This window comes from Edaphocola flava (assembly GCF_004118155.1).
Lineage (GTDB): Bacteria > Bacteroidota > Bacteroidia > Chitinophagales > Chitinophagaceae > Edaphocola > Edaphocola flava.
Genome location: NZ_SAIQ01000003.1, coordinates 17,548 through 39,649, shown reverse-complemented (window position 1 = coordinate 39,649; position 22,102 = coordinate 17,548). Strand labels below are relative to the sequence as shown.

16 protein-coding genes are annotated in these 22,102 nt (G+C 46.6%); 4 read left to right on the top strand and 12 right to left on the bottom strand.

Annotated elements, in window-relative coordinates; translation table 11 throughout:
* Window positions 1–295: 295 nt before the first annotated feature.
* The 11 genes from EMP01_RS09725 to EMP01_RS09675 all read right to left on the bottom strand — a co-directional run bounded on the left by EMP01_RS09725 (window position 296) and on the right by EMP01_RS09675 (window position 17,876).
* Window positions 296–769 carry a hypothetical protein gene (locus EMP01_RS09725; RefSeq protein ID WP_129021333.1) on the bottom strand — a complete coding sequence of 158 codons (474 nt, stop codon included), beginning with the start codon at window positions 767–769 and terminating at the stop codon, window positions 296–298.
* Between the two features lie 44 nt (window positions 770–813).
* Window positions 814–2,346 (bottom strand): tyrosinase family protein, encoded by a 1,533-nt coding sequence (locus tag EMP01_RS09720; protein ID WP_161971305.1) that lies wholly within the window; start codon window positions 2,344–2,346, stop codon window positions 814–816.
* Window positions 2,347–2,519: 173 nt separating this feature from the next.
* Entirely contained in the window at window positions 2,520–3,656 is a 1,137-nt protein-coding gene (locus EMP01_RS09715) for an efflux RND transporter periplasmic adaptor subunit (RefSeq protein WP_129021331.1), read from the bottom strand.
* A 10-nt stretch (window positions 3,657–3,666) separates the two neighbouring features.
* Entirely contained in the window at window positions 3,667–8,022 is a 4,356-nt protein-coding gene (locus EMP01_RS09710; RefSeq protein WP_129021330.1) for a CusA/CzcA family heavy metal efflux RND transporter, read from the bottom strand.
* Between the two features lie 102 nt (window positions 8,023–8,124).
* Complete coding sequence (locus tag EMP01_RS09705) at window positions 8,125–8,376, bottom strand: hypothetical protein (protein WP_202616044.1); 252 nt, start codon at window positions 8,374–8,376, stop codon at window positions 8,125–8,127.
* A gap of 791 nt (window positions 8,377–9,167) precedes the next feature.
* On the bottom strand, window positions 9,168–10,583 hold the full coding sequence (locus EMP01_RS09700; RefSeq protein WP_129021328.1) for a TolC family protein: 1,416 nt from the start codon (window positions 10,581–10,583) through the stop codon (window positions 9,168–9,170).
* The gene (locus EMP01_RS09695; RefSeq protein WP_129021327.1) at window positions 10,570–13,731 is read right to left on the bottom strand and encodes an efflux RND transporter permease subunit; all 3,162 of its coding nucleotides are present in this window, start codon (window positions 13,729–13,731) and stop codon (window positions 10,570–10,572) included. Before EMP01_RS09695 ends, EMP01_RS09700 begins: the two co-directional genes overlap by 14 nt.
* A gap of 37 nt (window positions 13,732–13,768) precedes the next feature.
* A complete protein-coding gene (locus tag EMP01_RS09690) occupies window positions 13,769–14,914 on the bottom strand; it encodes an efflux RND transporter periplasmic adaptor subunit (protein ID WP_129021326.1) in 1,146 nt (381 codons plus the stop codon).
* Window positions 14,915–15,220: 306 nt separating this feature from the next.
* Complete coding sequence (locus tag EMP01_RS09685) at window positions 15,221–15,976, bottom strand: LytR/AlgR family response regulator transcription factor (RefSeq protein WP_129021325.1); 756 nt, start codon at window positions 15,974–15,976, stop codon at window positions 15,221–15,223.
* Window positions 15,973–17,052: a sensor histidine kinase gene (locus tag EMP01_RS09680; protein ID WP_129021324.1), complete on the bottom strand. Its 1,080-nt coding sequence runs from the start codon at window positions 17,050–17,052 to the stop codon at window positions 15,973–15,975. Before EMP01_RS09680 ends, EMP01_RS09685 begins: the two co-directional genes overlap by 4 nt.
* Window positions 17,053–17,231: 179 nt before the next feature.
* Entirely contained in the window at window positions 17,232–17,876 is a 645-nt protein-coding gene (locus EMP01_RS09675; RefSeq protein WP_129021323.1) for an NAD(P)-dependent oxidoreductase, read from the bottom strand.
* Between the two features lie 173 nt (window positions 17,877–18,049).
* On the opposite strand from EMP01_RS09675, the gene EMP01_RS09670 reads away from it, so the two are divergent.
* From EMP01_RS09670 to EMP01_RS09660, 3 genes are read left to right on the top strand one after another with little or no spacing between them, the layout of a single operon-like run.
* Window positions 18,050–18,637, top strand: coding sequence for a hypothetical protein (locus EMP01_RS09670; protein ID WP_129021322.1), 588 nt, complete (start codon window positions 18,050–18,052; stop codon window positions 18,635–18,637).
* A 14-nt stretch (window positions 18,638–18,651) separates the two neighbouring features.
* Window positions 18,652–19,272, top strand: coding sequence for an FMN-binding negative transcriptional regulator (locus EMP01_RS09665; protein WP_129021321.1), 621 nt, complete (start codon window positions 18,652–18,654; stop codon window positions 19,270–19,272).
* 12 nt (window positions 19,273–19,284) lie between these two features.
* On the top strand, window positions 19,285–20,352 hold the full coding sequence (locus tag EMP01_RS09660) for an NAD(P)H-dependent flavin oxidoreductase (RefSeq protein WP_129021320.1): 1,068 nt from the start codon (window positions 19,285–19,287) through the stop codon (window positions 20,350–20,352).
* Here EMP01_RS09660 and EMP01_RS09655 read toward each other — a convergent pair.
* A complete protein-coding gene (locus EMP01_RS09655; protein WP_129021319.1) occupies window positions 20,349–20,819 on the bottom strand; it encodes a DinB family protein in 471 nt (156 codons plus the stop codon). The genes EMP01_RS09660 and EMP01_RS09655 overlap by 4 nt on opposite strands.
* A gap of 147 nt (window positions 20,820–20,966) precedes the next feature.
* On the opposite strand from EMP01_RS09655, the gene EMP01_RS09650 reads away from it, so the two are divergent.
* Window positions 20,967–22,091: an alkene reductase gene (locus EMP01_RS09650; RefSeq protein ID WP_129021318.1), complete on the top strand. Its 1,125-nt coding sequence runs from the start codon at window positions 20,967–20,969 to the stop codon at window positions 22,089–22,091.
* Window positions 22,092–22,102: the final 11 nt, after the last annotated feature.

Below are 22,102 nucleotides of genomic sequence, written 5' to 3'. Positions count from 1 at the left end.
TATGATGGCCTTATAAATCCGGCGTCAAGAAAATCATTGGCTCGGTCGATTCAGTCGGAAACCATTGTCTGAACGAAGTGAGTTTGGTTTGCGACCGACCGACCACCTTGATTTTTAGCCAGGGATTTATACAGCCTTGATTTTTTGGCGTTATCTTTTGCATCAAGGCAAAAGGTAACAATAGATATAATTAGCATACCTAAAACATAACGTTAGGCTTTGTTTCCTTTAAGCGGATGCTCCGTTAATTACATAAACAATAAACCCCATACAAATGATTGTACAGGGTTTATATTTATACTGTAATGCCGGCATCAGTGCTGTATTGCGATGGATCTTTCTGCCGGGCAAAGCTGTTCCAGAGCGAGCCGGAAAATACCAGTGCTATACCCAGCATCAGCAGGTACTTCATCTCGGGGAACAGTACCTTACAGGCAATGATGATGACGGCTCCCATGAGGCTGCAGATAAAAGGACCATATCCCCTGCTCCTCACCTTCCGGAAAATGAAATAGAGGTTGATGAGCAGAAAGCCAATCAATACTGGTAATAGCCATTTCATATAAGGAATGTTCGAGAGCCCTACGCTGCCAAACATACTCATATAAGCTGCCCAGCACATCGGGCATTTGGGAAACAATACAATGCCTGCACTGAGCAATGCGCCGGGTACTGATCGCAGGGTCTTTTTGACCTTTACTCCTGCCGGCTTCTGTATGGGGTGCTTATGATGTGCACCACAGCAGGGTGACGATAATTCCTGGGCCATATACCATAAGTTTTAAGGTTAATGTTATGTCTTACTTAAATCGGCTATGGCGCTTTCATCAGCAGGGCCACACTGATTTCAGGATTGCCCAGTACTTTCAGCGGCACGGTATCTCCGTACATTTCTTTTTCATTTGGCTCAACCTGTATGCTTAACAATCCGCCTTCAACAGCTTGCAGCGGTAGTCTGAAATCAAAATGCACTACCGGATTTTTCATACAGTTCTCACATTTTTGTACCTCATCCGGCTGGAAAAATACAGAGCTATCAATAATTACTCCGTCTTTAAGTAAATGCACTTTAAAGGTGCCCGGAATGCGGGTTCTGTTCAGGTTGTCTACGCGCACATTCACCTCCTGTATATCGGTTTCGAAGACACGGGCCATACCCAGGCTCACTTGTTTATGCTCGATCGGTTCTGGCAGGGACAGTACCATAGACTCATAAGCAACATCAAAATTGTTCAGATCTATGGTATAGGCAGCCGTAAGGTCATCACGCTTAAGGTTCAGTGCCCATGGATTCATCTTGCCGACTACATTATTGGTAAATACAGTATAACTGGAGCTGTTTTTGTTTTTGATGGTCTTCATGAAGCCCTCATAATCCTGTGCATCGTGGTTGGCCTGCCATATCCACCACATACGGTCGAGGTTACAATGGTAGAACCAGAATATGGGGTCAAAAGCCGATACATTCTGGCGGCTCATGGTATCGCCCGTACTATCATGTCCGGAATCATGTCCCTGTATAAAATCAAGGTTAGGTGTATTGTCCAGCAGACCATTAAAATTATCCCACCATTGCTCTGTCTGTGCATTCGCAAATGATTTAACCACATCATTATTGAAATTGGTCATGATCTGCTGCGGACTATAGCGCTGTGTCTGATAGCCTTTTTTATAGTAAGGACTGGTACTGCCTGCCGAAATATCAACCGGTAAAGTATAGGAGTCAAATGGTGCTTCGTACATCCAGGAAGGTAGCAATTCATTAAAATCCCAGTACGGAAGGGTAACATTCTCGCAACCTTTTATGGTAAGCAGGCAATTTTCAAAAGCCCACATCTGCACCCTGTGCCAGGGCTGGAATCCCGGATCGTGGTGCTGGCAATAAGCCAGAGGCAGGCCATGTATGGCGGCATTCTGGAAATATCCGTTCAGGTCTTCTGTACCCAGTGCCATAATACCGGCAAAGGCTGTTTTTAATAAGTCAACCTCTTCCGAAGAAAGAGAAGTAAGGCTTTTTCTTAAACGACCGGCTACAGCTGCGGCCTCCATTTTGCGCATCATTACCGGTTCCGGCTTGCCTTCAGGGTATCCGGCTTCCATCCAGGCCAGAAAGTTGCTGATCATGTCACTGGTCCATGGATCACTGTCTTCCGGCATACGGCCCGGAGCATCGGGAGGGAGCGATACACGCTGGTATATATCCGGTGCGTGACTTACCACAAAAGAATAGTTGCCCAGATCGAAGCCGCGTACAGATCTCATACAGGCAATATCGCCGGGTGTAAAATAGTTTTTAATGGCACCATGCCATGTCGGGGCCTGGTTTAATTGTTCTAAAGTTGTCATTGCAGTTTTGTTGAAGGTGATATTAAAAGCAAATAGCGTAAACAGCGGGTAAAATACCCTTTTCTCAATGTGGGGAAATAACAGAAATTGTGGTGATACACTTAAATATAAATGTCCGGGTACTATAAGTACCCGGACATTTAATAACATTGTTTGAATATCAATGCCTGTTTCTACTCCTCCGTATTCTTCATCTTCATCAGCACAGCATAAGCATTTTTCAGCACCAGACGTGTACTGGTATTAACACCACTTGCCGTAAACTGCTGTAAGCCGTCTTTGCTGATACCCGGGATGACCGGAAGCATTTGAAACCTGCCCTGCCCCATTTCTTGGAATACATAAAACTTATTTTCCCAGCGCACAATCGCTGCTTCTGGTACTGTCAATGCATTTTGTTCTGTGATAGCAACAGCTCCATTCATAAACATGCCCGGAACCAGCTCTGGTCTGTATTGCTTGAAATGGCAATGTACTGCTGCAATGCGGTTATCGTCCAGGCTTTTCCCGATCAGGATCACCTCAGCAGGTATCTTTTCATCCGGGTTGTTATTGGTATAAGCCATGACCTCCTGCCCTATGGAGATGGATTGCAGGTCCTGCTCAAATACGTGTAGCATAAGGTGTATATCCCGCGGGTCGATGAGTTCAAACAACACATCTGCCGGTGAGGTATATTTACCAATAGTCACATTTACCTTAGACACATAACCATTGATCGGTGAGGTGATACTCACCGTTCTGCTGATATGATCGGGACTCAGGTTTGAGGGACTAATACCAATGACCTGCAACTTCTGGGCCAGAGACTTTACCAGTATACGGTGTGTCTCCATTTCCGCCCTGGCCTGCTGCATCACTTTATCACTGCTGGCTTTGCTGGCATTCAGATCCCTTTGCCGGTTATACTCTGCCTGTGCCAGTACAAGTCGTTCTTTGGCTACGAGATAGTCCTGCTGCAGTTGTATAAACTGCATGTCTTCCAGTTCGGCCAGTACCTGTCCTTTGCGCACCGGGGCGCCAGGCAGTAGTTTGGTCGATTTCAGGTAGCCGCCCAGCGGGAAACTCAGGCTGATGATACTTTGCGGCGGAACATCAATCTTACCTTGCAATACCAGCGTATTATTAATACTTTGCATGGTCGGATTACCCACTTCAATACCCGCAGAAGACAGTTGTGCCGGACTGAAACTTACTGTTTCCGGTGTATTGCTGCCGGCTTTTGCCGCTACCTTTTCTTTATCCTGTTGTTTATTTTGTCCGCAGGCCGATAACAGGATCAGGCCTATTAAAACAATATATTTATTCATCTGAATGCGTTTACTGATTGGTTAATTTTAATAATTCAATGACTGCTGTATTATATTGCTCCAGCATATTTAAATGTGCCGTACGGATGCTGATCGCCTGATCGACGAGCAGAACCCATTGGAGGTAATCAATCTCACCAGCCTTAAATTCTTCATCTGCGGTGTTAATGATTTGCTCTGCGTAATGCAATCCTTTGTGCTCGTAATACTGCAATCCTGTGGTATATTTTCGTACCTGATCAAAAGCCTGGCTGATGGCTGTTTGCAGCTGGCTAAGGGTATAATCCGCTTCGGCTCTGCTGCGCTGCCAGTCTGTTTTTGCCGCCGCAGCTCTGGCGGCAATAGAACGGGAGAATATAGGTATACTTACACCGGCGGTAATATAGCTGAACCGCTTTCCGGCACCGAAATATTGTTCCGCGCCCGCTATCTGCTGCACCCCGATAAGGCTCTGGTTATTGTATCCGATACTGAGTTCCGGTAGCTTTTGTGCCTGTTCCGCCTTCCATTGATAATGGGCTATTTCTGCCTTCTGCGCCGCCAGTGCTGCTATGGGCAGATGTACTATTGAAGCAGTGGTATCAAGGGTTTCCGCTTGCCAGCTGATCTTGGCTGCTGCTTTGGGTACATATTGGGTATTGTCCTGTAGCAGGAAGTTGAATTGCTTACTGACCAGGGCCATATCTTCCGCTACCAATTGCAATTGATTACTGATCTCCTGCCGATGTGCCCTTGCAGTAGTCTGCTCCAGTATATTGGCCGCACCTTTCTCAAAGCGAAGCTCGGAGCGGCTTTCAAACAAACTGTAAATACTGTCTGCATATTGCAGTAATTGCTGTCTGGCCTCAAGCTGTACGTATTGGTAAAAGCTGTGGCGCAATGCCGCTGCCAGCTCCTGCTCAGTCAGTTTTACATTGATCAGGGTTGCTGTGTAGGCTGCTTCCATTACTTTACGCTGCGACTGGTATACAGCCGGTAAGCTGAAGGATTGATTAATGCCAAAGCGGGTATCATGGTTAATGCTGCTTACCTGCCCGTAATCTGCATCTATACTGGTTTTGGGCAGATTGAATGCAGCCGGTATTTCCTGCCTTCTGGCCTGTGCCTGTAGTTGCGCCAGTTTCATGCGCGGATTGGTTTTCTTCACCAGGTTCAAGGCCTCATCCAATGTTATGTCCTGCTGTTGCTGTGCCTGCATGGTAGCGGGCAAGAGCAGCAAGAGCAATACTGCTGCGACTTTGCCATTTATCTTCTTTTTGTGTTGGAACAACAGGTATAATGCCGGTAATACGAATAGGGTCAGGAATGTAGCGGTGATCAGACCGCCGATCACAACTGTAGCCAGCGGACGCTGTACCTCCGCACCGGCTCCATTACTAAGGGCCATAGGAAGGAAGCCCAGAGAGGCTACCGCAGCAGTCATCAGTACCGGGCGCAAACGGTTTCGGGTGCCGGTCATGACCAATTGCAGGGGATCTGTTATGACGCCTTCTTTTTTAATCCGGTTAAATTCCGAAAGCAATACAATACCATTCAACACGGCCACACCGAACAAGGCAATAAATCCTACACCAGCCGATATGCTGAAGGGCATACCCCTGAGAGCAAGGGCAAAGACCCCGCCTATGGCAGATAATGGGATTGCCGTATAAATCAGTAATCCGTCTTTGACAGAAGAGAATGCGAAGTAGAGCATGATGAAAATGAGCAGCAATGCGACCGGCACGGCTATGGTCAGTCTCGACTTGGCCTGTTGCAGGTTTTCAAATGCTCCTCCGTAAGTCATGGTATAACCCGGTTCCAGCTTCATTTTTGCGGCCACTTTATCTTTGAGTTCTTTTACAATCGATTCCACATCCCTGCCCCTTACATTAAAGCCGACGATAATCCTGCGACGCGCATTCTCTCTTTGTATCTGGTTGGGACCTTCTACTTCTTCAATTGTAGCCACCTGGTATAATGGGAGCTGTATGCCGGTTGGTGTAGATACGGAAAGGTTGCGTATGTCTTCAATACTCTTTCTGCCTTCACTACCTACCCTGACCACAAGGTCAAAACGCTTCTCACCCTCATACACCTGTCCGGCTGCTGCACCGGCAAAAGCCGCATTGATCGTGCGGTTCAGCTCATCTATGTTCAGACCGTATTTGGCTATTTCACTACGATTAAAATCAATAACTACCTGCGGCATACCGGTTACTTTTTCGACATACCAGTCAGCAGTACCTTTCACGCTGCGGGAAATATCGCCCAGTTGTTCTGCATAGGCTGCCAGTTTATCGAGATCTTCACCGTATATCTTGCAGACCACATCTTGTTTGGCACCCGTCATCAGTTCATTAAAGCGCATCTGCACCGGGTATTGAAATCCGGTAGTCACACCCGGAACGACTTCCTGTGCCGTTGCCGCCATTTTCTCGGCCAGTTCCGGGAAGGAACGGGCGCTGGTCCATTCTGATTTATCTTTTAATACGATGATCATATCACCACCTTCTATCGGCATAGGATCGGTGGGGATTTCTGCACTACCGATACGGGATACAATCTTCTCCACTTCAGGATAGTCTTTTTTCAAACGGTCCGAAATACGATTGAAGGCATCAATGGTAGTGGATAGGTTGGTACCAACGAGTAGACGGGTTTCTGTAGCGAAATCGCCTTCCTCCAGTTGCGGAATAAACTCACCACCCATGCGGCTGAATACCAGCAAAGCCAGTCCGAATAAGGCAAAGGTGGTAAGCACCATTGTTTTCCGGATGTTCAGGGCTTTTTGTAAAGATTTGCTGTACGCCGCTTCCAGTCTGGCCATTACACGATCCGACCAGTTGGGTTTATGGCTGATCTTCCGGCTGATGAACATTGAGCTGATCATGGGAACATAGGTCAGGGATAATATAAAGGCACCCATAATAGCAAAGGCTACGGTCTGGGCCATAGGTTTGAACATCTTACCCTCAATACCGGACAGGGACAGGATCGGGAGGTATACAATCAGGATAATGATCTGTCCGAATACCGCTGCATTCATCATGCGTGATGCAGAACCGCTGACCTCTGCATTCATTTCTGCTCTAGACAGTTGGTTAATGCCTGTATATTTTTTAGAGAAATGGATATGATGCAGTATGGCTTCAACTATGATTACGGCACCGTCTACAATCAATCCGAAGTCCAGTGCGCCCAGGCTCATCAGGTTGCCACTCACCCCGAACAGGTTCATCATAGAAACGGCAAATAACATGGACAATGGAATTACGGAGGCTACGATGAGCCCAGCCCTCAAATTGCCCAGGAAGATAACCAGTACCAAAACCACGATCAGCGCACCTTCCAGCAGATTCTTTTCTACTGTACCAATAGCATTGTTTACCATCTTGGTCCGGTCCAGGAAAGGCTCTATAGTGAGGCCTTCCGGCAAGGTTTTCTGGATCTCCGCAACGCGTTTTTTAACCTGTTTTATGGCTTCGGAAGAGTTGGCATCTTTCAGCATCATTACAATGCCTCCGGTCAGTTCGCCCTTGCCCGCCATCGTTAGCGCTCCGTAGCGTATAGCAGCACCCAGGCGCACATCGGCTACATGCTGCACCAGTACGGGCGTACCGTCTGTACTGGTTTTGATCACGATATTGCGGATGTCGTCGAGGTTACCCGCAAGGCCCACACTGCGGATATATAATACAGATGGTCCTTTTTCTATATAGGCCCCACCCGTATTCTGGTTGTTCTGATGCAGTGCGGTAAACACATCACTGATGCTCAGGTTAAAGGCTTTGAGTTGTGCGGGTTGAACGGCTACTTCGTATTGTTTCAGTTCGCCCCCGAAAGTGGATACATCGGCTACGCCAGGTGTACCCAGCAGTTGTCTGCGCACCACCCAGTCCTGGATGGTACGCAGGTCGGCCAGGGAATATTTATGCTCATAGCCATTTTCGGGTTTTAATACATATTGGTATATCTCGCCCAGTCCGGTAGTGACCGGACCCATCTGGGGTGTGCTGGCATCGGCACTGATCTCTGCCTGCGCAAGCCTTTCGGTTACTTGCTGTCGCGCCCAGTATATATCTGATCCGTCTTCAAAGACAACGGTGATCAGGGACAGACCGAAGCGTGACATACTACGGCTTTCTTTCAGGCCGGGTATATTGCTGAGGGCCTGTTCTATAGGAAAGGTGATAAACCTTTCTACATCTTCTGCACCCAGTGCAGGTGCGGTGGTGATGACCTGTACCTGGTTATTGGTAATATCCGGTACCGCATCGATTGGCAGGCGGCTCAGCTGGTAGGCGCCGAAAGCGATCCATACCAGTATGAGGATGCCGACAGCCAGTTTGTTTTTAACAGAAAACTGAATGATTTTATTAAGCATGATCTGGAATAAATACATAATATACAATCCATGCGAAGCAAAAATATTGCTGCATGGTATACCCATTACAGGAGGATTGTCCTGTAGTATAAACACATGTATTTATGCCTGCGGAGGCCGGAAGAGTGTACCCAGTATGGTGTTATAGTGATTCTGCGAATGCATCAGGCCATAATTCGGACCGGAAGGCCAGGAGATGTCATGGAAGACAATTGTATGGCTTTGGGGGATAAACAGGAAACAGGTCTGTTGTATGTCAATCTTCTTGAACGGAAGCTGCATGTCTTTTTCATAATCATTATCCTTAATGTCTTCTCCCCAGTAATGCATCGACATGAAATCTATTAATCCCATTTGAGGATTTAAATGCTGATGCTCTGTGAAATGATTGATAAGGGAAGGCATCTTGAACACCTGATACAATGAAGTTGTATCCAGTATGAACAAAATAATAATGATATGTAAGAGTAGTTTTTTCAAACCCGAGTTAATGCAATGCCTGAGAAAGGCAAAGTTAGGGCTAAAGTGTCAGAATTGAAAATATCCTTTGTTCAGATAGTAATAATAACTGACTATCCGTATATAGTAAACTATCTTGTTTGTCCTATTGTCCGGCAACAAAAGGTGCAAAAATGATATTTCATCAAGGCGATTGCAAGGCACCGCCATTTTGTACCGTTGCGTGCATTGATCGTCTGAGCTTACCCTTCGAGGACCTCAGGGTACGAAACTTTCGGTTGCTGAAGCTCTTCTCTGGCGCGCGTTCCCAAACCGGCACACGCGAGGGCGCGTGCGCTAGCTTAGAAAACAATAAGCGATCCGTACTGTACAGATCGCTCGAAATGGCCTTATAAATCCGGCGTTCATAAAATCATTGGCTCGGTCGATAGAGTTGCAAACCACTGTCTGAACGCAGTGAGTCTGGTTTGCGACCGACCGACACATTGATTTTTAGCCATGGATTTATACAGCCTTGATTTTTTGGCGGTACCTTTTGCATCAAGGCAAAAGGTACCAATAGATATAAATAGAATGCCTAAATCATAATGCTAATCTTTGTTTCCTTTAAGCGCATACTCAGTTAATAATATAAAACAGGCTTCCGTTATGAACGGAAGCCTGTTACAACAATACTTTGGGCAATATTATTCATCACTACCACCACCCAATGCGCGGTATAATTCGGTCATGGCATTCAATTTTTCCAGCCTGATGCTAATGGCTTCCAGATCGTTCTGTAGTTTATTGTTCTGTGCCGTAATGACCTCCAGGTAAGTAGCCATACCTGCACGATATAGCTTCATGGCATCAGAGATAGCTTTGTTCAATGAGGCACTTTTCTGCTGTACCAGTACATTGCGTTCTGTTGCCCCTTTAGAACGGGCTAGTGCATCGGATACTTCTCCTACCGCAGTCATCACGGATTGCCGGAACTGGATTGTTGCCTTCTCCTGTTCGAGTACTGCAGTTTCATAAGCTGTCTTCAGGGCACGTTTATTAAATAAAGGCTGTGTCAGGTTTACCGCCAGGGTCTTGGTTATAGAGCCGGGAAGGTCAAACCAGGTGTTGAACTTATAAGAATTGACCCCAACCTGCGGACTAAGGCTGAAGCTCGGATACCTTGCCGCATTGGCCAGACCGGTGCGGGCATTGGCAGAAATCACCGCCAGTTCAGCTGCCTTTACATCTGGTCTGCGGCTTAATAATGCAGCTGGAACGCCATAGGCAAAATGATCTTCCGGCGTGGCATCCAGCATATTGGCTGCCCTGCTGATACTGTCGGGATAGCTGCCGCATAGAATGCTTAAGGCATTCTCCTGTATACGGATATTCTGCACGGCCATGGGCACCAATAGCTCTGCGGTCTTCTGCTGTGCTGCGGCCTGCTCTACAGCCAGGGAATTGATCTGTCCGGCATTGAATTGCAGGCACATCATGGTGAGTGTGCTATCACTCAGGGCAATGTTCTGCTGCGCGATCCGCAATTGTTCATCAAGGCTCATCAGGCTGTAATAGGCCTGTGCCACCTGTGTGATGATGCGTGTTTTCAATGCACTAAGGTTTTCTTTCTGCGCAAAATAATTGGCCTTTGCTTCTGTCTTCTGCATTTTGGCCTTACCCCAGATGTCTATCTCCCAGGACAGGCGCAGCATAGCGCTGTAATCGTCCATATAGGGAGTACCGATAAACTGCTCAGTCAGTGAGCCGTTCAGGCTGTTCTTGGAGGGCCAGGTTCTGTTGGCACCGGCATTCAGGTCCAGTGTAGGTAATAAGGATTGCTTAGCCTGACGATACGCCAGGTCCAGCTGCTCCATGCTTTTTAAGGCAATATTTATATCATTATTCTGTACCAATGCCTTTTCTATCAGCTGTACCAGTTGCGGCTCTTTGAAAAAAGTGCGCCAGGGTAACTGCACCGTATCGGCAGTGAGTGCCATCGGCTCGCGGAACTCCTGTGGCAGGTTGAGTGCTGTACGGCTGTATTTCTTTCCCACATCGCAGGAACTTACCGTGAGGGCAAGTCCTGCAATCAGGAGGATATATGATTTAGTGATCTTCATGTTCGTTTAAATTAGCTTGTGTAACCATTTTATGCTTACCCGATACTTTCTCCTGCAGGTACTGGAATAACATAAATAACAGCGGTATCACCACGATACCCAGTACTACCCCGCTCAGCATACCCATTGCAGCACCCGTACTGATCGAGCGGTTACCGGCAGCTGAGCCGCCTTTTGCCATCATCAGCGGTATCATACCTACGATAAAGGCCAGAGAGGTCATAATAATAGGGCGCAGACGGGCTTTGGCTGCATCCAGTGCGGCATCTATAATAGACAACCCAGCCCTGCGGCGCTGTACGCCGAACTCTACAATAAGAATGGCATTCTTGGCCAGCAAACCGATCAGCATGATGAGCCCTACCTGTACATAAATATTATTGTCCAGTCCGATCGCACGGATACCCAGGAAGGCACCTAGTACACCCGTAGGAATAGAGAGCAGTACAGCCAGTGGCAGCAGATAGCTTTCATATTGTGCCGCCAGCAGGAAGTATACAAAGAGCAGGCTCAGCGCCAGGATCAGCATAGTCTGGTTGCCCGAAGCTTTTTCTTCCAGGCTCAGGCCCGTCCACTCAAAACTATAATCAGAAGGCAGCTTGCCCAGGACATTTTGCTCCAGTGTGTTCATAATGGCACCATTACTATATCCCGGTGCGGCAACCACATTTATGGTTACGGCATTGTACATGTTATAGCGATTTACAGACTCCGGTCCGTATACCTTTTTCAGCGTAACCATTGATTTTACCGGCACCATTTCATTTTTATCATTGCGGACAAAAATCTCGTTGAAGGCCTCCTGGTCGGTACGGAATACGCCATCCGCCTTAATATTCACCCGGTAGAATTTCCCGAATCGGGTAAAGTTCAGGGACTGGTCTCCGGCAAAATAGGTCTGTATAGCTGCCAGCATACCGCTCACATCTACACCCATCTGGCTGGCACGATCTTCGTCCACCTCCAGTTCCAGTTGCGGATAATCGGCACGGAACATCGTATAGGCATACTGTACACCTGGCTGCTGCATGATCTGTCCGATCACATTATCGGCCATCGCTTTGATCGATGCCGGATCTTTGCCCATACGGTCCTGTAGCACCAGCTCGGCACCGCTCATGACCCCGTAACCGTCAACCGGTGGGAAGCGGAAAGCCATTACCGTACCCTCTTTGATCGTAGTCAGTTTTTCTGATATGATGTTGAAGATCTCTTCAATGTCTTTTACTTTGCCGCGGTTTTTTGCTGGTTTCAGTTTGATAAAGCCCATGGCATAAGATGGCCCTGCACTGTTGCTGAGGATATTGAAACCGGTAATGCCGGAATTACTTTCTACCGATTCTACATTGGCCAGCATTTTATTTATTTTTTCTGCCACTTCTGTAGTACGGTCCAGACCAGTGCCCGGTGGCATGCTCAGACTATAGGCAATAAAGCTATCATCCTCCATCGGTACAAAACTACGCGGTGTACTGGTCATGAGCCAGATGGCTACACCCGTGATGAGCAGGACAAAACCCGCGCCCAGCCATTTTTTGCGGGTAAAGAAGCGTACGCCTTTTATGTATCTGCCGGTGAAATTATCAAAGCCGGAATTGAATGCGGTAAAGAAGCGCTTCCCGAATCCCATTTGCTTACCGCCTTCAGTGGCATGTGTATTTTTCAGTAACAGCGCACATAATGCCGGGGTTAATGTAAGAGCGTTTACAGCAGAAATAATAATGGCAATGGCTAAGGTATAAGCAAATTGCTTATAGAATAAACCGGATGAACCAGTCATAAATCCAATCGGGATAAATACCGCAGCCATAACCAGGGTGATGGAAATAACTGCACCGGTAATCTCTCCCATCGCACTGTGTGTGGCTTCTCGTCCGCTCATATGCGATCCCTCCATCTTGCTATGCACGGCTTCGACGACGACGATAGCATCATCTACCACAATACCGATGGCCAGTACCAGGGCAAAGAGCGTAAGGATATTGATCGTAAAGCCGAGGGCTAAGAGGAAGAAGAAGGTTCCTATAATCGCTACTGGTACGGCTATTGCCGGGATGATGGTCGAACGGAAATCCTGTAAGAACAGGAATACTACAATGAATACAAGGATAAATGCCTCGATCAGTGTAGACTTTACCTGCCCTGTGGCTTCGTCCAGACGGTCTTTGGTACTCATCATACTGTGGTATTCGATACCCGGAGGGAAGGATTTGGCCGCTTGCTCCAGCTCTTTCTTTACCCCGATCTCAATCTCATTGGCATTAGAGCCTGAGGTTTGGAGGATGGCGATGGTAACGGCATTTTTACCATTCAGTTTATTATCTCCGCTATAGCTGATCGATCCCAGTTCGATACGGGCCACATCGCGCAGGCGCACCAGGTCACTACCATTGCGCTTGACAATGATATTTTCATACTCTTCCGGTTTCGCTTTTTTACCTTTATAACGGATTACATATTCCAGTGCCGCATCTGATTCCTCTCCCAGCTTACCCGGTGCGGCTTCCAGGCTCTGACTGGCAATCGCATTGGTTACATCTGCAGGAATAAGTCCGTATGTAGCCATGCGCTGCGGATTCAGCCATACCCTCATGGAGTAGTCTTTGGTACCAAACATCTGTGCCTGCCCTACTCCGGGCACACGTTTGATCTGCGGAATCAGGTTTATGTTTACATAGTTCTGCAGGAACAGCTCATCGTATGCTGCATTGTCTTTGGTCGCGATCGTAAAGATCATGATCATACTGTTCTGCTGCTTAGATGTAGTCAGTCCCATACGCACCACCTCTGCGGGCAATATAGGCGTGGCCTGCTGTACCCTGTTCTGCACGTTTACGGCAGCCTGGTCGGGATTTACCCCTTGTTTGAATACAATCTGTACTGAGAAACTACCATCGTTACTGGCGGTAGATTTGATGTACTGCATATTTTCCACCCCATTGATCTGCTCTTCCAGCGGGGTTACTACGGAGCGCAATACGGCTTCACTGTTTCCGCCCGGATAACTGCCGGTTACCATTACGGTCGGCGGAGAGATGTCCGGGAAGCGGGTTATGGGCAGCCTGCTCAGGCCTATAATACCCAGTATGACGATCACCACAGAGATGACGGTTGCCAGTACGGGTCTGTCTATAATTCTTTTTAACATGGTTTATATGTTGAACCTTGATCGTTGATAAAATGGTTTATTTGTGTAAAACGGAATCTGCCGGTATCATAATGGGTTTGACCACCATACCATCGTTCAGCACATCAATTCGGTTGATGGCAATTTTGGCACCGTTGTTCAGTCCGCCGTTCAGGATATAATTGTTCCCGTCATGGCCACCTACCTCGATAGGCGTCATGGCTACTTTATTGCTATCGGCCAGGACAAAAACGAAATACTTGTTCTGAATATCCTTTACACTGGCCATAGGTACCAGCAGCGTGCTGTTCAGGCTTTTCTTCAGCAGGATTTTGGCCGAACCACCCGAGCGCAATAGCTTGTCAGGATTGTCAAACACGGCTTTCATGGCAATGCTGCCTGTGGTACGGTCTATGTTACCACTCGCTGCTTCCAGTTTGCCTTTCAGGCGATATGGTGTACCATCCGCCATGACCATCTCAACAGTATTCATGCCGGTATCGGTTTCCTTTTCCTTTATCCAGGCGAGGAAGTCGGGCTCACTCAGGTTGAAGTAGACGAATACTTTATTGATGTCTGATAATGTCGTTAAGGGTGTCATGTCCGCAGGGGTTACCAGGTTACCGATACGATTCGGAATGCGCCCGATATAACCGCTTACCGGTGCTTTGATGAGGCTGAAATCGGCATTGATCTGTGATGAACCTACGGCAGCACGGGCTTGTGACACCTGTGCTTTGGCAGCGGCATAATTGGCCTGAGCTGTTTTCAGTTGTACATCGGCTACTACCTTGCCTTCTACCAGCGGTCTGATCTTTTCGACTTCAATACGGGCAGATTCTTCTGCGGCCATTGCGGCTTTCAGGGCTGCCTGGCTGTTATTGACCTGCTCGCGGTATACATCTCCCTTAATGCGAAACAGGGCCTGGCCTTTCTGTACATAATCGCCTTCATGTACGTATATGGCTTCGAGATAACCGCTTACCTGTGCTTTGACTTCTACATTTACAGCACCTTCAATTGTGCCGGGATATTTTTGTTCCATTAATGCCGAACCGGGGAGAACTTCCATAAAGTCTACTTCCGCTGGCGGCGGCTGCATGTTTTGCGACTGATCGTTGCCACAGGAACTGAGTACTGCTGAAACGGCCAGGAATAATGCTGCGCGTGATATGATATGCTTATGAGCAAATAATTTTGTCATTGTATAGAGGTATTAAATTGTGTTTGCAAAAGAAATAAAACATAAAAAGGCGTTCCCGTTAAAACTAACCGAACCGTCAAATTTTATTGCTGAACTGTAGGGCTTCATCAGCCGGATTTACAGGCAATAAAAATGTATGCTGCATGGCCTCAATGTATCCTGGGCTTAGCAACAAGACGAAAACAGCAGGCCTATACTTAGTGGCATACTGCTTCGAAAAAATAAATTAACCATGATCTCAAATGCAATCATAGTATCGTTCATTTTTAATAGGATTACATCCCAGCTCCGGTTGATACCTGATGATTAAAAATCCATCCAGTTTCTCAATAGCTGTGCCTTATCGCGGCTCACTACGATGTCTGCCGCTGGATTGCTCTTCAGTTCCAGCTTCAGTTTGCCGTTAAAGTAATTGTGCACCCGCTGTATATCGTTAATATGTACGATGTACTGACGGTTTACCCTGAAGAATACTTTCGGGTCCAGCTGCTGCTCCAGCTCTTCCAGGGTCTGAGGGACAATATCCTCCTGTCCCTGCTGCAGGTGTGCATGGGTGATCTTAAACTCAGAATAGAAATAAGCAATGTCTTCCACTTTGAGAGATTTGTATCCATCTTTAAACGGCAACAGGAAGCGGGTTCTGAACTCTCTGGGCTGAATATAATCCAGCAAGCCTTTCAGAGACACCGGGTCTCCTGTAGTGACTATAGAATCCCATTTGATAAAGGCTGTCTCAAGTTCTTCCTGTTCAATAGGCTTGAGCAGGTAATCGATACTGTTGTACTTAAATGCTTTTATTGCATACTCATCATAAGCTGTGGTGAAAATAATGGGACAGGTAAGGGTGATCTTATCAAATATCTCAAAACTAATGCCATCGGACAGGCGTATGTCGGAGAGCACCATATCCGGTTGCTCATGTGCCCCAAACCAGGCTATACTATCGGCCACACTGTCTATTACCGCCAGTATCTCTACCTGCGGTTTAATCGCTTTGATCAGGCGTTTCAGCCGGTCAGCATTAGGTTTTTCGTCTTCTATAATGAGTATGGTTTCGATCATATCTTTATCAATGGTACGATTACTTTAAAGGACTGCTGATCTGCCGCAATTTTGGGTTCCTGCTGCGACAACAAGTGGTAGCGGCGCAAAATATTACGCAGACCAATGCCGGACGAATCTATAGTCCGCTCTATCGGAAGCAGGTTATTGGCTACGATCAGTGCGGTGCCCTCCTGGTCATAAATGTCAATAGTCAGGGGTTCCTTTTTATTGGTGCGGTTATGCTTCAGTGCATTCTCCACGAGCATCTGTATGGTTAATGGTGGCATACCCATTGCCTTAGCTTCCGGGTGCACATTGATATTAAAATGAACACCAGAACCAAAACGGTTCTCAATCAGGAACATGTATGAGTCCAGGAATTTGAGTTCCTCTTCCAGCGGAATAAGGTCTTTCTTGGCATTGACCAGCATATACCGGTAAATCTTAGAGAAGTTCTCTGCATAGGCGTAGCCCAGTTGCTGATCTTCAAGTATGAGTTCAGATAGCACACTTAAGTTGTTGAATACGAAGTGAGGATCTAATTGCAGTTTTAATGATTGCAGTTCTGATTCTGTAGCCAGCTGGTTCAATTCTGATACCCTGATCACTTCATTCTTCCAGTTCGAGATCAGGTAATTTCCGATATTGATGCCCATAATCATAAAGGAAATAATGATACTTACAATGACCCATTGTATAAAGCCTCTCTGCTCTTCCGGCGAGGGTACGTAATTGGCAATCTCCGGATCTCCGTACAGGCACCAGGCACTGACCAGCAGGTTGATGATTAATACCAGCACCAGGTTAAGGCCCGTCTCCAGAATGAGCCGGGTCAATGGCCGCGAGGTCCATTGAATATATTTATTCAGGATATTGCTGATGGTAATGGCCGACTCTGAAATGGCCAGGCAGATCACCAGGCTGGTACCCAACTCTCTGAACATACGCAGCGGACTGCGCTCAAAAAAGCCGTACCACTGAGCAGAAAACGGGTCCAGTATATAGGCAACCAGGTACAATAACAGGAATGCAGAAACGGTAAATAAAAGCCGCTTCCGGTTATTGCTCAGAAATGTATTCTTTTTATTTGTCATTTATAGTCATTTGCCCTTGTATAACTTGTACCGCACAAAACGGGATATATGCAAAGTTGCTGAATTTATAAGAAGTTATCCTGTTTTTTCGCCCCAAATGTCTTAATTGTGTGCCGAAAAGGCATATGTACGGACCGAAAATGAAAAGAGGCAGTATAATTAATATACTGCCTTTATGTTTATTTGTCGGCGATAAACGGAGCCTTACGAATATACGTTTCAGCATTTATCTGTTCTATGAGGAAGTGTGCCAGACTGCTTGCACTAATGCTGGTTCCCGGGCAATCCTCAAGACTTATACAGATCTCTTTGAGTAGATCAGTTTGCTCAATTCTGGGTAAGCGTACCATTGTCCAGTCTGCTGTACTATCTGCAAGTAAGGAATACTCTGATTGTTTATCTGCAGTAGATACGGGAAAATGCTCCTTCATCCATGCGGTGCCTGCAGCGGTTTCCGGGCCTTTATGATCTGAAGGGGTATCTACGTTCAGGCCGGTGATGACCAGGTAACGGCCAATGAGCTGTTGCTGCATGGCAAGCAATATATTCCTGGTCGACTGACTGAAAATGCCGGGCTCACTAGCGGGAATGCCCAGTCCCAATGTACTGATTACTGCGGTACAGCCTTTCAGGACTTCATTAATCGCATCTGCTTGTTGTACTGTACCAACCACAATATTGATCTGCGGATGCTGTAAGCCTGTCACTTTCTCAGGGTTACGCAGGAGCATATTCAGCTTATAGCCCTGTGCTAATAATGTTATAACGAGATAAGTTCCGGCTTTGCCGGTGCCGCCGATTACGGCTATGGTATGCTGTTGCATAATGACTCTTTATAAAATGTGATAAAACTATTCAAGCTCCGTATAATGTGTATCGGAGTAGTAATTCCCGGGAGGGATAATATTTATAAAGAGATTTTAATAGGTTAAAGATACGTTTTTTCTTGTTTTCAAATATAATTATGGCGTAGCTTTGAGGCAAATGCGGCGCCTATATGAAAAAAACATTATGCATACTGCTTATTCTATATAGCTATTTACCCTTACAAGCACAGGATATCCTGATCAGAGACCTTGACCTTGACCGTATTGCTGATACCGTTAGGCTGAACAGAGATGAAGGAACGATAATGTGCCGTTTATCTACCCAGGCTTTCAGACCGGTGCATAGTAAATCTACTGAGATGGATGACAATTCCTATCTGAAAGAAACCCGAAACGGTTTTGAGTTTCGCCATAACTGGATGCGTGCCGGTTACGCCTGCCAGTTTCGTTTCGACGGCAAGCTGAGAAAAATGCAGCTGATAGGTATGAGCCGCTATGAGTTTGGTAATGCTGCAAATGATGGCAGTGGGGAATCCAGCATAAACCTGCTGACGGGTGACTATATCGGTAACTGGAATTATTATGATATGGAGCATGATGAGTTGATCAAAATGAAACCCATCAAGCTAAAAATGCCTTTGCCCAAGACATACCTGGACCAGTTTTCTGAAGATATATATTACCGGTATGCCAACCAATGTTCAAACCTGTTTGTCAGTAATAAGAAGGCAGACCGTAAACAGCGCAAACTGGATTAATAAAATCAGCAGACATGTACATTCCTAAAATCAATATTATGCAGGACCGGGAGCGGATTGTAGCATTTATGCAACGCTTCAGTTTTGCTACGATCATTACTTCCAATGATAATGTTCCTGTAGCGACACATCTGCCCTTCCTGGTTAAGGAAGAAGATGGACAGCTCTTCCTGTACAGTCATTTCGCTAAACAAAATAATCAGTGGAAAGATATCAGCAATCATAAAATACTGGTTGTCTTTAATGAACCGCATGCCTATATTTCCCCCTCCCTTTATGAAAAAGAGCAGAATGTTCCTACCTGGAATTATCTGGCCGTACATGCCTATGGCACCGGTGAGGTGATTACCGAACCGGATGCTGTAAAGGAATTAATGGAAGCCACCATTGACAATTATGAAACAGCCTTTCGGGCACAATGGGCGCGGCTTTCGGAAAAATACATTAACGGATTGATGGCCGGTGTAACCGGCTTCCGCATAAAGGTCACGGAATTGCTGGCCAAAGAAAAACTCAGTCAGAATAAAACCATACACGAACAACAAAATATTATTGCATCACTATCCTCCAGTCCTGATACTGCAGCACAAGTCACCGCAGAATACATGCAGCAGCACCTGGACCAAAACCCTTAACCCATTATCTCCATGAACCAACCGATTATCCATCAGTTAGACATTCTTTACCCGTTTATACAGGCCCCTATGTTTGGGGTTACAACACCAGAAATGGTGGCTGCAGCCACAGAAACCGGCTGCCTGGGCTCACTGCCCTTAGGAGACTGGTCAGTAGAAAAAAGTGTACAGGCCATTCGTGCAACCAAAGCCTTATGTAACGGTCAGTTTGCCGTAAATCTTTTTGTACATAAGGTACCACAGGCCGATGAAGCCCTTAAAACGCAATATGCCGGTAGCAAGCAATTTATTGAAGCACTGGCTGCAGATTACGGCATTGAGGTGAGCCTGCCCGGTATTGATGAGATCAATGTAGATGATTATCATGCACAGCTGGATGCCGCACTGGAAGAAGGTTGCCGCATTATCAGTTTTACCTTCGGCAATCTTGATGAAGAAAGCATCCGTAAGTGTAAAGACAAAGGTGTACTGCTGATTGGTACCTGTACCTCTGTTGAAGAAGCCCTTATACTGGAGCAATCCGGTATAGACATGATCTGTGTGCAAGGGCTCGAAGCCGGCGGACACCGCGGCAGTTTTGCCACAGAAGATATTCCGCAGATTGGCGGACTATCTTTACTCTCCCGCGTGTATGATAGTGTAAAAGTGCCCCTGATCTATGCAGGCGGTATGTATAATGCCCGTACTGTGCTTGCCGCAAAAATGATTGGTGCATCCGGCTTTCAGGTAGGTACTTTATTACTGAATGCTCATGAAAGTGCTTTGCAGCCATTTGAGAGAGCCGGTCTGAAAGATTGTGGAGAATCAGATATTATGCTGACCCGCAGCTTCTCCGGGAGGTATGCCCGTGGTCTGCGCAACACATTCATTGATGCAGTGGAACATTCCGGTCATATACTGCCCTATCCTTATCAGAACAGGCTTACCCAGGCTTTGAGAAAAGCTGCGCGAGATGCCGGTCATACTGGTTTTGTAAATCTGTGGGCAGGACAATCTTTATCCGGATTGCCGGAACGCAGTACCAAAGAGATTCTTACAGACCTGGTTATGGATACTGCGGCACTGAACAACGAATATTAAACCTTTGCAGTCAGGAGTTTCCGGATCAGTACAATCTGTCCTAAATGATAATGCATATGCTCGATCATACCTGCTATATTGCGGAAATAAGTACCGTATTTAGCTTCTGAAAACAGAGCATCAAGCTGCACATCATCCAATTTTTCTATAGCACTGGCAGTAAGCTCCGCTTGCTGCCATATTTTTTCCTGTAGCGCGTTCCAGTCAGATTGTTCTTTAATATCCGGCAGCATAAAGCTATCCTTATCATTCCCCTCCAGTGGCCCTCCTTCCAATACCTTGTAAATGACTTTTACATAGTATGTAATATGGCAGGTGAGTATAGCAATTGAATTCAATCCCTGCACAGAGACTTGTGCCTCCTGCCAGGATAGCCCGTCCAGCGCATCTTTCAGGTTAGACCAGCTCCAGTTTTTACCAAAATGAACATCTCTCAGATGTTGCGCGAGTTGTTTACTGACACTCATATTGCGGTGTTTTAAATAAAAAATTTCTATAGCCTGATTGCTAAAATAAGTAAAATTTAAAGCCTGCCTAAAAACTTGTGATCCTGATCACAGGTGCATTTCAGCCAGGCTGGTGACCTTTGCATTGTACAAAAAAAGGAACACCTTATGTTATTCGAACAATATCAACTGAATCAAATCTCATTATCTAATCGTATCGTTATGCCGCCGATGACCCGTTCCCGTTCCGCTGCAGGGAATGTGGCCACAGAGCTGATGGCCACTTATTATGCCCAGAGGGCTTCTGCCGGTCTCCTCATTTCTGAGGGTACACAGATCAGCCGGCAGGGACAAGGTTATGCCTGGACACCCGGTATCTATACTCCGGAGCAGATTGCAGGATGGAAACAAGTTACTGATGCGGTACATGCTGCCGGCGGAAAAATCTTTGCTCAGTTATGGCATGTAGGCCGTATCTCTCATACCAGTCTGCAACCAAAAGGGGCACAACCGGTTGCTCCTTCAGCTATACTGGCCGAAGGCGTGAAAGTATTCCTGGCTCCGGAAGGCGCAGCAGCAGAATCCGGACTCGGCACCATGGAACAGCATTCTATGCCCCGGGCATTAACCATCGCAGAGATCAAAGACATTGTCCATGATTATGCGCAAGCTGCACAAAATGCAATCGCTGCCGGTTTTGATGGTGTCGAGCTGCATGGAGCCAATGGTTACCTCATAGAGCAGTTTATAGACTCTCAGACCAACCAGCGTACAGATGAATATGGAGGCTGCCTTAAAAATCGCCTTCGCTTTCTGAAAGAAGTGACCACAGCGGTAGCCGAAGCTATAGGAGCCGATCGTGTTGGTGTACGCCAGGCGCCCTTGACTACTCTTATGGGCGCAATGGATGATCATCCGGAAGAGACCTATATCGCAGCAGCCGGACTATTGCAGGAAATTGGTATTGCTTACATCCACATTGCAGAAGCAGATTGGGATAATGCGCCGGTCATGCCGGTCGCATTTAAAGAGGCCTATAGAACTGCATTTAAAGGAACCCTCATCTATTCCGGTAAGTATACCAAAGCCCGTGCAGAAGAGGCGCTTCGCAATGGATGGGCCGACCTTATAGGTTTTGGTCGTCCGTTTATAGCCAATCCTGATCTGCCCTATCGCCTGGTGCATGATCTGCCATTAAACGAACCCAAGCGGGAACATTTTTTCGGTGGTGCGGCTGAAGGATATACAGATTATCCGTTTGCCACAACACAAACATTATCCTCAACTTATTAATCAAAGCAACA

What these genes read in the sequence shown, in the direction of transcription:
- EMP01_RS09725 (WP_129021333.1), bottom strand. Translation starts at nt 769, where the DNA reads ATGGCCCAGGAATTATCGTCACCCTGCTGTGGTGCACATCATAAGCAC.
- EMP01_RS09720 (WP_161971305.1), bottom strand. Translation starts at nt 2,346, where the DNA reads ATGACAACTTTAGAACAATTAAACCAGGCCCCGACATGGCATGGTGCC.
- EMP01_RS09715 (WP_129021331.1), bottom strand. Translation starts at nt 3,656, where the DNA reads ATGAATAAATATATTGTTTTAATAGGCCTGATCCTGTTATCGGCCTGC.
- EMP01_RS09710 (WP_129021330.1), bottom strand. Translation starts at nt 8,022, where the DNA reads ATGCTTAATAAAATCATTCAGTTTTCTGTTAAAAACAAACTGGCTGTC.
- EMP01_RS09705 (WP_202616044.1), bottom strand. Translation starts at nt 8,376, where the DNA reads ATGGGATTAATAGATTTCATGTCGATGCATTACTGGGGAGAAGACATT.
- EMP01_RS09700 (WP_129021328.1), bottom strand. Translation starts at nt 10,583, where the DNA reads ATGAAGATCACTAAATCATATATCCTCCTGATTGCAGGACTTGCCCTC.
- EMP01_RS09695 (WP_129021327.1), bottom strand. Translation starts at nt 13,731, where the DNA reads ATGTTAAAAAGAATTATAGACAGACCCGTACTGGCAACCGTCATCTCT.
- EMP01_RS09690 (WP_129021326.1), bottom strand. Translation starts at nt 14,914, where the DNA reads ATGACAAAATTATTTGCTCATAAGCATATCATATCACGCGCAGCATTA.
- EMP01_RS09685 (WP_129021325.1), bottom strand. Translation starts at nt 15,976, where the DNA reads ATGATCGAAACCATACTCATTATAGAAGACGAAAAACCTAATGCTGAC.
- EMP01_RS09680 (WP_129021324.1), bottom strand. Translation starts at nt 17,052, where the DNA reads ATGACAAATAAAAAGAATACATTTCTGAGCAATAACCGGAAGCGGCTT.
- EMP01_RS09675 (WP_129021323.1), bottom strand. Translation starts at nt 17,876, where the DNA reads ATGCAACAGCATACCATAGCCGTAATCGGCGGCACCGGCAAAGCCGGA.
- EMP01_RS09670 (WP_129021322.1), top strand. Translation starts at nt 18,050, where the DNA reads ATGAAAAAAACATTATGCATACTGCTTATTCTATATAGCTATTTACCC.
- EMP01_RS09665 (WP_129021321.1), top strand. Translation starts at nt 18,652, where the DNA reads ATGTACATTCCTAAAATCAATATTATGCAGGACCGGGAGCGGATTGTA.
- EMP01_RS09660 (WP_129021320.1), top strand. Translation starts at nt 19,285, where the DNA reads ATGAACCAACCGATTATCCATCAGTTAGACATTCTTTACCCGTTTATA.
- EMP01_RS09655 (WP_129021319.1), bottom strand. Translation starts at nt 20,819, where the DNA reads ATGAGTGTCAGTAAACAACTCGCGCAACATCTGAGAGATGTTCATTTT.
- EMP01_RS09650 (WP_129021318.1), top strand. Translation starts at nt 20,967, where the DNA reads ATGTTATTCGAACAATATCAACTGAATCAAATCTCATTATCTAATCGT.